We start from the raw sequence: 14,044 nt of genomic DNA on the forward strand, positions 1-14,044 counted from the left end.
GAGCCCCCGCTCACCGCGCGGAGCGCGGTGCCGGGCCGAGGGGCGGAGCCCCGGAAGAAACTGGGGGCACCCCCTCCGGGGGAGAAAGGGCGGGGTGGGGCACAAACCCCTCAGGCCGCCCCCATCCTCTTCGCGAACGTCACCGCATCCGTGTCGAAGCCCCGCAGCACCGGACGGAACGTCCACAGGCCCGCCCCGTCGCGGGCGAACTCGGCGACCGTCGCCGCCGTCGCCCCCGCGACCTCTTTGAAGTCGTGCTCCGCCAGGACCTCGTACCCGGTCACGACCTGCGCCCGCGGGTTCGCCACGTCGGCGAAGCGGAGGGGTGCGCCGCCGGCCTGCCGGACGGCCACGCCGATCACCACGCGGCCGCTCGTCCCCGGCATCCGGGAGAGCTCCATGGTCATCACCTCGTCCCAGCCCAGGCCCTGGCCCGTGCGGCTGTCCCGGTTCAGGAAGACCGTGCCGTCGGTCGAGCGGCTGCCGAAGTGGACGATCTGGAGGAGCGGGCCGTACGGGTCGTCCGTCGCGTAGACCGCGCCGATCAGGTCGAGGTCGTGAGGCGTGGCCCCGAACGGGGCCGGGTCCCACTTCATCCGTACCTGGGCCGTCTCGATGCCCTTGCCGAAACCGCTCACTGCCGGTCGCCTCCCCGTTCCTCGGTGCTGGTGGGGTCCATCATCGTCGCGGCGGGGCGCCGCCGGAAGACCGCGCCCGCGAGGCCGAGCCGCTGGAACTCCCCTTGGTAGAAGACCAGGGGGCGTCCGTCCCGGTGGACCGCGAAGTCCTCGACGCGGCCGAGGAAGAGCAGGTGGTCTCCCCCGTCGTGGGCGGCCCAGGGCGTGCAGGAGACGGTGGCGAGGGAGCCGGCGAGCCGGGGGGCGTGGCCGGCGGGCGAGGGGATCCAGCGGGGCTCACCGGCTCCGCGGCCCGCGAAGTGGCGGGCGAGCAGGGCCTGTTCCTCGGCGAGCACGTTCACCGTGAACGGCCGGTCCGCCAGGAGGCGGGCGGCCCTGCTGTCGCGGTGGAGCGAGACCAGCACCAGCGGCGGGTCCATGGAGACGGAGGTGAAGGAGTTGACCGTGGCGCCGTGCGGGGCCCCGCCGGCCTCGCAGGTGACGACCGTGACGCCGGTCGCGAAGTGGCCCAGGCAGGTGCGCAGTTGACGGGGATCGATGGTGGTCGTGGTCATGCTGCTCCCTTCGGAGGAACGGGGTCGCGATGACGCGGCCGCCGGACGGGCCGGGGTGCGGTCCGTCCGGCGGCCTGCTGTTCGTCAGGGCTGTCCGACGGGGAACCAGACGTGTGCCTGGCCCGTCCCGATCCCGTTCTCGTAGGAGCCGAAGCGGCGTCCCTTGCCCGTGAATCGCCGTCCGCCGAGGGCTCCGGCCAGCATCAGGTAGTGGCCGAAGCGGGCTTCGGGGGCGAAGCGGTGGTAGTCGGGCATCGTGGCGATGACCCGGTCGTGCCGGCCCTCCTCCAGCCAGGCGAGGCGCTGTTCGTCGGCCTCGCGGGCCTCGGGGGTGACGATGTTGGCCGGGTCCCCCGCCATCCGGTCGCGCAGTTCGGCCAGTGGCCAGAAGCGGTGGGAGAGGCCGCCGGAGGCGAGGAGCAGGACCTTGCGGTCGAGGCCGCGGACGGCTTCGCCGAGGATCTCGCCGATCCGCAGGAAGTCCTCGTCGGTCGCGGTCTGGCAGACGGAGACCGACAGCCAGGGGGTGCCGGGCCGTCCGAGGTACGTCCAGAGGTTGAGGGTGGCGTAGTGGATGGGCAGGTACGGGTCGTCGTTCGACTGGAGCCAGACGCCGCGCTTCTCGGCGAGGTCCGCGGCGGCGCGGGCCAGTTCGGGGTCGCCGGGCAGGTCGTACGGCAGGCGGCTGATCGCGGCGGGCATCTCGTCCGAGGTGAACAGGCCCTGGCGGCGCGGGTGGGCGGTGATCACCGCCTCGGTGGTGGTGGCCCAGTGCGAGTCGAGGACGATGACCGTGTCGTACTCGGTGGTGTCGAACACCTCGCGCCGCAGCTCCTGCAGGCCGGTGGCGAGGGTGAAGTCGCCGCCTCCGTTGGCCTCGATGCGGGCGGGCTCGGGGAACATGATGACGGGCGCGTGCGAGAGCAGACCGGCGCCGACGATGTCTCCCATGGCATGAACCTCCTTGTGGGACGCGGGGCTTACGGGACGAGCAGCAGCTTTCCGGTGGTGCTGCGGGAGGCGAGGTCGGTGTGCGCGCGGTGGGCCTCGGCCAGCGGGTAGGTGCCGGCGACGGTGAAGCGCAGGGTGCCGTCGGCGATGCCGGCGAAGACCTCCCCGGCGCGCCGCTCGAACTCCTCGGTGGTGGCCCGGAAGTGCTCCAGGTAGGGGCGGGTGAGGGTGAGCGAGCCGCCCCACAGCAGCCGCATCACGTCGACCGGGGGCACCGCGCCGCTGGCGCCGCCATACAGGACGAGGGTGCCGCGGGTGCGCAGCGAGTCGAGGCTCGCGTCGAAGGTGGCCGCGCCGACGCCGTCGTAGACGGCGTGGACGCCCTCGCCGCCGGTGAGCCGGCGGACCTCGCCGGCCAGGCCGTCGGTCCCGGTGTAGCGGATGACCTCGTCGGCGCCGTGGGCGCGGGCGAGCTTCTCCTTCTCCTCGGTGGAGACGGTGCCGATGACGCGCACGCCGCGCCGCTTGAGCATCTGGACGAGCAGCTGCCCGACGCCGCCCGCGGCGGCGTGGACGAGGACCGTCTCGCCCTCGCGGGCCGGGTAGGAGTCGTGGGCGAGGAAGTGGGCGGTCATGCCGTGCACGAGGACGCCGCCGGCGGTGCGCAGGTCGATGTCGTCGGGGACGACGATGGCCTTCTCCTCGGGGACGAGGACGCGGGTGGCGTAGCTGCCGAGGACGGTCGTCCAGGCGACGCGGTCGCCGGGCCGGAACCTCGTCACCCCGGGGCCGACGGCCAGGACGGTGCCCGAGCCCTCCTCCCCCGGTACGCATGGCACGGGCAGCGGATAGCGGCCTTCGCGGCGGTAGAGGTCGATGAAGTTGACGCCGGCGGCGGCGAGTTCGACGAGGATCTGGCCCTCGCCGGGCGCCTCGGGGTCGGGCTTCTCGACGTAGAGCTGAACCTCGGGTCCGCCGGTCTCCCGGATCTCGATCGCGTGCATTACTGCTCGGTTCCCTTCACTCCGGTCAGTTCGACCTGGTAGGTGCGCAGCCAGTCGTCCATGCGCGAGGTGGATTCGACGAGGATCCGCTCGAACTCGGAGAGGCTGCCCTCGGCGGTCTTGTCGGTGAGGCGGCGGACGGCGCCGCCGTCGAGGAACGGGGCAAGCGGTGCGCCGGCCTCGCCGTCGGCGGCGGTGGCCAGGCCCGTGATCAGGGCCCGGTCGTAGGCGGGGTCCTGGATCGAGGGGTAGGCGGCCTTCTTGCGGCGCAGCACCGATTCGGGGAGGAGGTCGGCGGCGGCCGCGCGCAGCAGGGCCTTCTCCTGGCCGCCGAAGTTCTTCATCTCCCAGGGGACGTTGAAGACGTACTCGACGAGGCGGTGGTCGCAGAACGGGACCCGGCCTTCGAGGCCACTGGCCATGCCCATGCGGTCCTTCTTGTCGAGGAGGATGGGCAGCCAGCGGGTGAGGGTGAGGTGGCCGAGTTCGCGGGTGCGGCGGTCCGCAGCGTTCTCACCGTCCAGCAGCGGCACTTCGGCGAGGGCGGTGCGGTAGAGGTCGGCCTCGTACTCGGCGAGGTCGATGCCGTCGATGAACCAGGGGTGGAACAGCGAGCGGGGGTCGAGGCCGCGGTGGGCGCCGAGCTTGAGCCAGGGGAAGGTCTCGGCGGCGCGGGCGCCGGGGTCGGAGAACCAGAGGTAGCCGCCGAAGACCTCGTCGGCGCCCTCGCCGGACAGGGCGACGGTGGCGTGTTCGCGGACGGCGGCGAACAGCAGGTAGAGGGAGACGTCCAGGTCGGCGAAGTTGAACGGGAGGTCCCAGGCGCCGAGGACGGCCTTGCGGACGGCCGGGTCGAGGAGCCGGTCCCGGTCCAGGGTGATCATGTGGTGGTCGCTGGACACGTGCCGGGCGACCTCGCGGGCGTAGGGGCCGTCCGGGGTGGGGCGGACGGCGTCGGCCCGGAAGTTCTCGGTGTGGCCGGTGAAGTCGACCGAGAAGGTGGACAGTTGTGCGCCCTCGGCGGCGCGGGTGCGGGCGGCGAGCGCGGTGACGGTGCTGGAGTCGAGTCCGCCCGACAGCAGGGAGACCAGCGGCACGTCGGCGATCATCTGCCGGGGGACGATGTCGTCCAGCAGGTCGCGGACGGTGGCGATCGTGGTCTTCAGGTCGTCGGTGTGGGGGCGGGATGCAAGGCGCCAGTAGCGCTCCTCGCGGATGCCGTCGCGGCCGACGCGCAGCAGGTGGCCGGGCTTGACCTCGTGCATGCCGCGGAAGGGGACGCGGCCGGGGGTACGGAGGAACAGCAGGGCGTCGCACAGTTCCTCGCCGCCGGCGCGGGCCCGGGCGAGCGGGTTGGCGAGGATGGCCTTGGGCTCGGAGCCGAAGAGGACGCCGTCGTCGGTCGGGTAGTAGAAGAGGGGCTTGACGCCGAGGCGGTCGCGGACGAGGAGGAGTTCCTCGCGGGCGGTGTCCCAGATGGCCAGGGAGTACATGCCGTTGAGGCGGTGGACGAGGTCCGCGCCCCACTGGAGGTAGCCGCGCAGGGCGACCTCGGTGTCGCTGCGGGTGGTGAACTTGTGGCCGAGGAGGGCGAGTTCCTCGCGCAGCTCGCGGAAGTTGTAGATCTCGCCGCCGTAGGAGATCACCGCGCGGGGCAGGCCGTCGGGGCCCTGTTCCGGGGTGAGCATCGGCTGGGTGCCGTGTTCGAGGTCGATGATGGACAGCCGCCGGTGGCCGAGGGCGGCGTGGGTGCCGAGCCACAGGCCGCGGGCGTCGGGTCCGCGGTGGTCCAGGGTGTCGGTCATGGCGCCGACGACCGGGGACTGCTGGGACAGGTCACGGGAGAACGCGACCCATCCGGTGATGCCGCACATGGTTTGCTCCGTTGTCGGTCGTTCAGCGGTCGGTGCGGCCGGGGGTCTCCCAGGGGCCCCTGCGCCAGCCGTCGAGGTCGTAGTCGTCGAGGCAGTCCTGCACGAGGGCCTCGTAGCGGGCGAGGCCGCCGCGCCGGGTGGACCACTTGAGGGCGTCGAGGCGGATCTGTTCGCCGTTGCCCGAGTAGTTGCGCTCGTAGAGTTCGTGGCGTCCGCCGAACTCGGTGCCGATGGCGTCCCAGCACAGCTTGAGGAGCTTGATCCGCTCCTGGGCGCTGGTCTCCGAGCCGCGGTAGAACCGGTCGATGAGCGGCCGCAGTTCGGGGTTGGCCAGGTCGCGGGCGCCGGAGGGCACCGCGAGGGGGGCGCCGCCGAGGGTGGTCTCGAAGATCTCGTGGACGCGGGCCCAGATCTGGGCGTTGTACATCCGCATCGCGGAGGCGTGTTCGAGGCGGGGGACGACGGTTCCGCCGCTGCCGGGCTCGGGGTCGTGGGCCATGGCGGAGGTGAGGGCGCCGACCATGTGCCGCATGGTGATGACCTCGCCGACGGCGGCCTGGACGCCGCGGAACTCGTCGGTGCCGTTGGCCCGGGTGCCGCGGGCGAGGAGCCCGGCCATCAGTTCCAGCTTGACGCCGAGGCGGATCCCGTTCTGGTAGTTGTAGAGGTTGGCGAATCCGGAGGTGGCGTAGAAGCCGGTGGCCCGCTTGATGTCCCGGTAGACGAGGATGTCCTCCCAGGGGATCAGGGCCTCGTCGAGGATGAGGACGGCGTCGTTCTCGTCGAAGCGGCTGCTGAGCGGCGCGTCGTACGGGGTGGCGTGCTGGTTGGCGTACGGGGTGCGGCAGATGAGCTTGACGCCGGGGTTGTCCATGCGGACGAGGAAGACGATGGCGAACGCCTCGGCCTTGCCGGGGGCGAGGGCGGCGGAGCCGACGGGGGCGACGAAACCGGCGTTGGTGATCGCCGATCCGGTGGCCAGCATCTTGGCGCCGCTGACGACGACGCCGGCGTCCGTCTCGCGCACGGCGTGCACGAAGACGTCCTCCATGTCGTGGATGGCCCGCTTGCGGTCCACCGGCGGGTTGATCAGGACGTGGTTGAGGAAGAGCGCCTTGCTCGCGAACTCCCGGTACCAGGAGCGGGCGTTGTCGGCGTACGGCCCGTAGTAGTCGGCGTTGACGCCGAGGCCCGACATGAAGGCGGCCTTGTACTCGGGGGTGCGGCCGAGGAATCCGTAGCCCATCCGCGACCAGGTGGCGATGGCCTCGCCCGCCTCGGCGAGTTCGGCCGCGGAGCGGCTGGGCTTGAAGAACTTGTGGGTGCGGATGCCCTGGTCGTCGACGCCGGTGAGGACGTCGGCGGTGGCGGGGTCGTGCAGCGCGTCGTAGAGCCGGGCCACCGACAGGGCGGAGTTGCGGAAGGCGGGGTGCCGGGTGACGTCCTTGACGCGTTCGCCGTCGAGGAAGACGTTGCGGCCGTCGCGCAGGGACTCGAGGTAGCTGTCGCCCGTCATCAGGGCGTTGGTGGTGGAGTTCATCACTTCACCAGCCCGGGGTTGGCCAGCGGCGGGGTGCCGTGCACCTGGACGCGGCGCAGGTGGCGGGGGGCGCCGCTGGTGAAGGCGTTGCGGCCGTGCAGGAGCGTGTAGTTGTCGGTGAACACCAGGTCGCCGGTCTGCCAGGCGTGGGCGTACAGGTGCTCCGGGTCGTAGAGGGCGGCTCGCAGGGTGCGGTGCGTCTCGGCGATGCCGTCGTCGTCGAGCCCGGTGAACGTCAGGTCGGGGTGGTTGACGAAGCCCGCGTCGTCCGCGGCGGTGGGCTCGTTGTAGCGGATGACGGGGGTACCGGTGACCGGGTGGGCGGTCACGATCGGCGAGACGGTGACGCTGTCGTAGAACTCCATGGCCCGGTGGTAGGTGCCGGTGACCTTCGACCATCGCTCGACGACGGCGGGGTCGGTGCGCTCCAGCACCCGGGGGGTGTGGGAGAAGGTGGTCTCGCCGCCGTTGTCGACGCCGGGGGCGTGGACGCACTGGAAGACCTGGAACTCCGGTATGTGGTCGCGGTACATGCCGTCCCAGTGCATGGGCATGTAGCTGGAGTCGAAGATGTGGTCCTCGGGCTGTTCCTTCTCGACGAGTTCGAGGACGGTGCCGAAGGGCCACTGGGCGAGCTCGCCCCAGTTCTCGCAGTACGCGGAGAACTGCTCGGAGGCGTCGAAGGATTCGAAGCCGCGGAGGAGGACGAGGTGGTGCTCCCGGACGAGGGAGCGCAGGGCCTCGACGGGGACGTCGCCGACGTGCGTGCCGGGGGCGGTGGCGCGGAGCGCCAGGCCGAAGGGGCTGACGGGCTCGATGGCCCACCGGGTGTCGGTGAGTGCTGCGCGGTCGGTGCTCATGGTGGTCTCCATGGGTGTTCAGGCGGCCCGGGACGCGGCGGGGGCGAGGGTGTAGTGGCTGGGGCGGCCGTCGACATGGGTGAGGACGGCGCCGGCCTCCTCGGCCTCGGCGCGTTTCATCAGGGTGAAGCCGTCGCCGGTGTCGACCGCGACGCTGTGCCAGGGGGTGAGCCAGGCGTCGGGGGTCTCGGCGAGCAGGATGCCGATCTTCTCCGTCGAGCACGGCTGGGGGTGGATCGACAGGCGCACGGCCGTGGGGAAGAGCTTGACGAGCAGGTCACCCCAGGCCCGGCTGCGCTGGATGACCCGGTAGGCGAGGTCGCGGCACTTGCGCTGGAGGGCGGAGCGGGTGCCGGTCCACTGCGGGCCGGACAGGTCCTCCAGCATGAAGCGGGTGATGCCGCGGTACATGGCGAGGGGGGCGCCGCCGGCCCGTACTTCCTCGCGGAGTTCCTCGACGGTGGGGGCGTAGCCGGCGGAGAGCATGTCGCGCATGTCCTCGTGGCCGGAGCCGGTGTAGACGTCGTCGAGAGTGAACTGCTCCAGGTGCGTCGCACCGATGTCCTTGATCATCCGGTCTATGCCGGTGACGTAGGCGGTGACGTCCTCGTCCCGGACGCCGAGCAGGTCGTTGAAGACCCGTCCGTCGGAGCAGATCCGGATGACGGCCCCGGGCGGGTGGATCCCGGCGATGCGCTCGCACAGGGAGTCGAGGAACCGCAGGGCGAGTTCCTCGGCCAGGTCGGGCACGGGGCCCAGGACCTTGGCGGGGTTGGGGGACTTCGTCGGGAACGCCGGCAGGACGAACTCGATGGGCCGGCCGCTGTCGATGAACGCGCGGACCGCGTCCAGGTGATGTGCGGCACACTTCGGGCAGACGTCGCCCTCGCAGCCGCCGTCGCGCATCCTGCGCTGGTGGGCCAGGATCTCCCGGACCACGCGGACGGCCGCCTCTTCGTTGCCGGATACGGCGCTATCGGGTGCGGCGTGATCGGACACCGCGCCTCCCTTCGTGGACTGGGGACCACGGTGCTCTGTGAGCGCATGAGAAACGCACAAGAGTGCGACGGGAGGGCGGTGCCGGGGTAGGGTTTGTGCCCCGGCCCCGCCCTTTCACCGTTTCTCGCGCGCTCCGCGCGGGGTGCAACGCGACTGCGCCGCGTTCGTCCTCAAACGCCGGACGGGCTGAAATAGCCCGTCCGGCGTTTGAGGACAAACCGCGCGGAGCGCGCGAGAAACGGTGAAAGGGCGGGGCCGGGGAGAAAACCCCGACGGCGCGTCAGGACGCGCCGACCACCGCCCCCACGGCCCGCTGCGCCGCATCCAGCTCCAGCCGCGCCCGCTCCATCCACACCGGCATCCGCAGGCGCCGGAAGCCGGCCAGCGCCTCCGTGAAGTGACCGGCCGCGCGGGCCGGGTCGCCCAGGGCCGCATGCGTCCTGCCGAGCCAGTAGTGCGCGAGCGCCTCGCCCCGCAGCTCGCCGAGCTCCGTGAAGACGGCGGCCGCCTCGCCGAGCGGGCCCAGCGCGCGCGGCGCCTGGTCGGGTCCTAGGCCGACGTGCAGCCGGCCCATGGTCAGCAGGGTGTACGCCTCGCCGGGCCGGTGGCGCAGCAGCCGGTACTCGGCCAGGGCCCGGTGCAGGTGGCGGGCGGCGCGGCCGAAGCGGCCGTGGCCGATCTCGGCGACGGCCAGCAGCTGGAGGACGTCGGCGAGCACGAGCGGGTGGCCGAGGCGCTCGGCCGCGGCCAGGGCCGCCTCCCCCGCTTCGACGGCCTCGGCCTCGCGCTGCCGGCACACCAGGGCGTAGCCGAGGCTGCGCAGGGCGGTGATGTGGCCATGGGCGTCACCGAGGCGTTCGAGGACGGCGGCCGCCGACTCGGCGTCCCGGTAGGCGAGTTCGGCCATGCCGCGGTCGGCGACGGCGAAGCTGCGGTGGACGCGCAGCAGGGCGGCGTGGTGTTCCTCGCCGAGCGCGTCGAGTTGTTCGATGGCGGCGGCGAAGCGGACGGCGGCGTCGTCCACACGGCCGCGGGCGGCGGCGGCGCGGGCGAGGGAGCCCTGGGCGACGGCGGCGGCGACGGGGTCGTCGTCGGCGGTGGCGCGGCCGCGGGCGGCCCGGGCCACGCGTTCCCATTCGTCCCACCAGTTGCGCAGGTGGCAGACGTCCTCCATGGCGGCGGCGAGGGCGGCGGCCTGGGCTCCGTAGCCGGAGTCGGCGGCGAACTCGACGGCGGTGACCAGGTTGGTGCGTTCGCTCTCCAGCCAGCCGAACGGGTCGACCGTGCCGCCGCGGACGAGGTCGGCGGGTCCGCCGCGCACGAGCCGGTCGCCGGCCGTGCGCAGCCGCAGGAGCCAGCCGTCCAGGACGCGGGCGACGGCGGCGCACCGCCAGGCGGGGGGTTCCTCGGTCGCGGCGCGTTCGGCGGCGTAGGCGTGCAGGGCGTCGTGCATGCGGTAGCGCGGCTGTCCCTGGGCGTCGATGCCGGCGACCTGTATGAGGTGGGCGTCGAGCAGGGCGTCGGCGCAGCGGTCGGTGTCGGGTGCGTCGAGCAGGGCGGCGAGGATCCAGCCGGGGAACTCGGGTGAGGGGAGCAGGCCGATGGCCCGGAACGCCCAGGCGGCGTCGGGGCCGAGGCCCTGGTAGCCGGCGGCGGCAGCGGCGCGCACGACATCGCCCTCCGTGCGTTCGGCTTCGAGGGCGTCCGCGAGGTCGCCGAGCGGCAGGTCGGGGTGGGCGGCGAGGCGGGCGCCGGCCAGGCGCAGGGCGAGCGGGAGTCCGGCGCAGGCGTCCAGCACCCGCCGGGCGGCGGCGGGTTCGGCGTCCAGGCGGCGGCAGTCGGTGAGCCGGCGGAGCAGGGCCTGCGCCTCCTCGCCGTCGAACGGGGGGACGTCGATGACGTGCGCGCCGTCCAGCCCGTCGAGCCGTGCGATGCTGGTGACCAGGACGGCGCTGCGGGAGGAGCCGGGCAGCAGGGGACGGATCTGCTCCTCGTCGCGGGCGTCGTCGAGCAGCAGCAGGACCTGACGGCCGCACAGCAGCGAGCGGAACATCGCCGCGCGGTCGACGGTCGCCTCGGGCAGGGAGGAACCGGCGACGCCGAGGCTGAGCAGCAGGTCGGACAGGAGCGCGCCGGGCGGGCGGCGGGTGCCGCGGGCGCCGTCGAGGCGCAGGAAGAGCTGGCCGTCGGGGAAGGCGTGGCGCAGCAGGTGGGCGAGGCGGGTGGCGAGGGCGGTCTTGCCGGTGCCGGAGGGGCCGGTGAGGACGATGACGGGGGTGGTGGTCGGCGAGGGGGCGGCGCCGGCGCCGGCGGCCGGTTCCAGGAGGGCGGCGGCGCGCGACATGACGAGGTGCCGTCCGGTGAAGTCGGGTGTGTCGAGCGGGAGTTGACTGACGGTCCGCCAGGCCGGGCCGGTGCGCGCGGGGGCCACGGGGGCGGGGGTCTCGCCGAGGGCGGGGTCGCGGGTGAGGACGGCGCGGTGCAGGCGGCGCAGTTCGGCGCCGGGTTCCAGGCCGAGCTCGTCGCGGAGGGCGGCGCGGGCGAGGGTGTAGGAGGTGAGCGCGTCGCCGGGGCGGCCGCAGCGGTACTGGGCGAGCATCAGCTTGGCCCACAGCGATTCGCGCAGCGGGTGACGGGCCGTCCGGGCCTGCAGCATGGCGACGGTTTCGAGGTGTTCGCCGAGCGCGAGGCGGGCCTCGGCGTAGCTCTCGAAGGCGACGAGGCGGGACTCCTCCAGGCGGGCGGCCTCGATGTGCAGGGTCTCGTGGTGGGCGACGCGGTCGAAGGCGTCGCCGCGCCACAGGTCCAGGGCCCGTCCCAGATGTCCGGCGGCGGCGCGGTGTTCGCCGGTGGCGAGGGCGGCGCGGCCGCGTTCGGTCAGGCTCTCGAAGCGGTGCAGGTCCATCTCGTCGGGGCGCACACGCAGTTCGTAGCCGCGGTGGCCCATGCTCAACCGGTCCTCCCCCGCTGCCTTGTTGAGCACCCTGCGCAGCGCGGCGACGTAGCTGCGGATGTTGGCCTGGGCGGACGCCGGGGGGTTCTCGCCCCAGACCGCGTCGCACAGGCGCTCCCCGGGGACGGGGGTGTTGGCGTGCACGAGGAGGGTGGCCAGCAGGGTCCGTTGCTTCGATCCGCCGAGCGGCAGCGGGCGGCCGTCGGCGACGACCTCCAGGGGTCCGAGCACCTTGAACCGGACGCGCGGAGCCTCCACCGCAGGACCGCCTTTCTGCTGGCCGCACGAGGTGGACGTGCGCGCACTGCCGTTCGTGATTCGGAACAATGGTCAGAACGACAACCTTAGGGTCTGCGTGGTGTGACTCGTTCCACTTGCGCGCCGCCGTCCGGCGGCAGGGCATGCCGGCCCGGTCACATCCGGTCCGGGGTCCGCGCGAAGGGCGCCGGGCAGGACCCCGCGTGAGGAGAGGAGTGCGGGATCGGTCAGGGTCCAGGTGGAGAACATCCGCCGCTGTTTCGTCGCGCCGCTGCCGGCCGGGCATCTGGAGCGGTTCGCGGAGGACCTGCGGATCCTCGGCCACGCGGCGCGGGACGAGCTGCCGCGCCCACGCCGGCCGGCGGGGACGGGGAGACGCAGGTCACACAGCCCCGCCGGTCGGTACGGGCGCGGGAGGCGATGCGGCCCTGAACGCCGCCGCTCAGTCCCGCGCCCACAGCGAGCGCACATGCCCCAGGTGCCGCGTCATGCACGCCTCGGCGCCCTCGGCGTCGCCCGCCAGCATCAGTTCCAGGAGTTCGAGGTGTTCCTCGGCGGAGGGGATGAGCTCGCCGCGCTCGTCCAGGCCCGTCAGGCCGTAGAGGCGGGAGCGCTTGCGGAGGTCGCCGACGGTCTCCACCAGGCGTTCGTTGCCGGCGAGGCCGAGGAGGGTGAGGTGGAAGCGGCGGTCGGCCTCCAGGTAGCCGATGAGGTCGTGGTCGCGCGCGGCGCGCACGATCTCCTCGGCGATCGGGCGGAGGGCCTCCAGGTCCTCGCGGGCGGCGGTGCGGGCGACGCGGCCGGTGACGGGGACCTCGATCAGCGTCCGGATCTCGGTGTACTGGTCGAGGTCGCGCTCGTTGACCTCGGTGATCCGGAAGCCCTTGTTGCGCACGGGCTCGACGAGGCCCTCGCGCGCCAGGTCGAGCATCGCCTCGCGGACGGGGGTGGCGGAGATGCCGAAGTCCTCCGCGAGGCCGGGCGCCGAGTACACCTCGCCCGGCCGGAGTTCACCGGAGATCAGCGCGGCCCGCAGGGCGTGTGCCACCTGGTCGCGCAGGCGTTCCGTGGTGGTGATCGGTGCGCGGCGCTGGAGTCGCCCCATGCTGTTCCCTCCGTGGGCCGGGGAACCCCCAGAGTACAATGTCACGTTGCCTTTCCGGCCGCCGGGGCGAGGGTGTAGGTGCGGCCCGCGGTGTAGAACTCCAGGGCGGTGCGGCCCTGTTCGCGGGGTCCGTGGCCGGAGGACTTGGCGCCGCCGAACGGCAGGTGGAAGTCGACGCCCGCCGAGGAGGCGTTGACGCGGATCATCCCGGTGTCGAGCCGGTCGAGGACGTGCAGCACCGCGTCCAGCCCGGCCGTGTGCACCGAGGTGACCAGCCCGTACGGCACGGCGTTGTTGAGGCGGACGGCCTCTTCGAGGTCACGGGCGGGCAGCAGGGCGGCGACGGGCCCGAACACTTCCTCGCGCAGCAGCCGGTGGCCGTGGGGCGCCTCCACCAGGAGCGGGGCCGTGTACCAGCCCGGCGCGTCGGGCGCGGTGCCGCCGGCGACGACGGGCAGGCCCGCGGCGGCCTCGCGGACCCGGTCGCGGGCGGCGGCGGAGATCAGCGGTCCGCAGACGGTCGCCGGGTCGGCGGGGTCGCCGACCGGGAGATCCCCCAACTCCTTTGCCAGGGCGGCCCGCAGCGGCTCCATGGCCGCGCCGACCGCGATGACCCTGCTGGTGGCGGTGCACTTCTGGCCGGCGTACCCGGCGAGTGCCGAGGCGATGTGGGCGGCGGCGCGGCCGATGTCGGCGTCCGGGAGGACGACGGCCGCGTTGAGGCCGCCGGTCTCGGCCTGGACGGGGATGCCGCGCGCGGTGGCGGCGCCCGCGACCGTGGCGCCGACGGCGGTGGAGCCGGTGAAGGAGACGGCGTCGGCCGTGCCGACGAGGGCGGTGCCCTCCTCGACTCCGCCTGGGACGACCGCGAACAGCCCGTCCGGCAGGGCGCTTTGGAGGGTTTCCGCGAGGAGCAGGGCGCAGGCGGTGGCCTGCGGGGCCGGTTTGAGGACGACGGCGTTGCCTGCGGCGAGTGCCGGTGCCGCCTTCCAACTGGGCACGGCCAGCGGGAAGTTCCATGGGGTGATCAGCCCGGCGACGCCGTGCGGGCGGCGGCGGGTGAGCAGCAGCCCCGCGCCGTCCGCGCTCTCGTGGACGGTGCCGGTGGGCTCGTAGGGGAACTGGGCGTAGTAGCGCCAGATCGCGGCGGTCCGGGCGACTTCGGCGCGGGCCTCGGTCAGCGGTTTGCCGACCTCGCGGACGGTCAGCGCGGCCAGTTCGCCGGCCGCGTCCTCGATCGCGGCGGCGGCCCGGCCGAGGGCGGCGCTGCGGGCGGCCGCGCCGCCCAGGCCGCCTGGGCCACGGGCG

The 14,044-nt window shown here is 73.4% G+C and carries 11 protein-coding genes; all 11 read right to left on the reverse strand.

Features of this window, described 5'->3' with window-relative positions; all coding sequences use genetic code 11:
- Positions 1–110: 110 nt before the first annotated feature.
- Complete coding sequence (locus tag I5Q34_RS28205; RefSeq protein WP_199895276.1) at positions 111–638, reverse strand: TerD family protein; 528 nt, start codon at positions 636–638, stop codon at positions 111–113.
- Complete coding sequence (locus I5Q34_RS28210; RefSeq protein WP_199895277.1) at positions 635–1,192, reverse strand: flavin reductase family protein; 558 nt, start codon at positions 1,190–1,192, stop codon at positions 635–637. The genes I5Q34_RS28205 and I5Q34_RS28210 overlap by 4 nt, the downstream gene beginning before the upstream one ends.
- 84 nt (positions 1,193–1,276) lie before the next feature.
- Positions 1,277–2,143 (reverse strand): catechol 1,2-dioxygenase, encoded by an 867-nt coding sequence (locus tag I5Q34_RS28215; protein WP_199895278.1) that lies wholly within the window; start codon positions 2,141–2,143, stop codon positions 1,277–1,279.
- A 29-nt stretch (positions 2,144–2,172) separates the two neighbouring features.
- Positions 2,173–3,147, reverse strand: coding sequence for a quinone oxidoreductase (locus I5Q34_RS28220; RefSeq protein WP_199895279.1), 975 nt, complete (start codon positions 3,145–3,147; stop codon positions 2,173–2,175).
- The gene (gene asnB, locus I5Q34_RS28225) at positions 3,147–5,021 is read right to left on the reverse strand and encodes an asparagine synthase (glutamine-hydrolyzing) (RefSeq protein ID WP_199895280.1); all 1,875 of its coding nucleotides are present in this window, start codon (positions 5,019–5,021) and stop codon (positions 3,147–3,149) included. The genes I5Q34_RS28220 and asnB overlap by 1 nt, the downstream gene beginning before the upstream one ends.
- Before the next feature lie 22 nt (positions 5,022–5,043).
- Positions 5,044–6,561: a 4-hydroxyphenylacetate 3-hydroxylase family protein gene (locus I5Q34_RS28230; protein WP_234429673.1), complete on the reverse strand. Its 1,518-nt coding sequence runs from the start codon at positions 6,559–6,561 to the stop codon at positions 5,044–5,046.
- Positions 6,561–7,421, reverse strand: a complete 861-nt coding sequence (locus I5Q34_RS28235; RefSeq protein WP_199895282.1) for a TauD/TfdA family dioxygenase — start codon at positions 7,419–7,421, stop codon at positions 6,561–6,563. Before I5Q34_RS28235 ends, I5Q34_RS28230 begins: the two co-directional genes overlap by 1 nt.
- Before the next feature lie 18 nt (positions 7,422–7,439).
- Positions 7,440–8,420, reverse strand: coding sequence for an L-tyrosine/L-tryptophan isonitrile synthase family protein (locus I5Q34_RS28240; RefSeq protein ID WP_199895283.1), 981 nt, complete (start codon positions 8,418–8,420; stop codon positions 7,440–7,442).
- A 280-nt stretch (positions 8,421–8,700) separates the two neighbouring features.
- The gene (locus I5Q34_RS35620) at positions 8,701–11,631 is read right to left on the reverse strand and encodes an AfsR/SARP family transcriptional regulator (protein WP_199895284.1); all 2,931 of its coding nucleotides are present in this window, start codon (positions 11,629–11,631) and stop codon (positions 8,701–8,703) included.
- A 442-nt stretch (positions 11,632–12,073) separates the two neighbouring features.
- Positions 12,074–12,736, reverse strand: coding sequence for a GntR family transcriptional regulator (locus I5Q34_RS28250; protein ID WP_199895285.1), 663 nt, complete (start codon positions 12,734–12,736; stop codon positions 12,074–12,076).
- Positions 12,737–12,777: 41 nt separating this feature from the next.
- The coding region (locus tag I5Q34_RS28255) for an aldehyde dehydrogenase (RefSeq protein ID WP_199895286.1) at positions 12,778–14,044 on the reverse strand (1,267 nt) is incomplete at its 5' end.

The sequence above is a fragment of the Streptomyces sp. AV19 genome (assembly GCF_015999245.1).
In the GTDB taxonomy this organism is placed as follows: Bacteria; Actinomycetota; Actinomycetes; order Streptomycetales; family Streptomycetaceae; genus Streptomyces.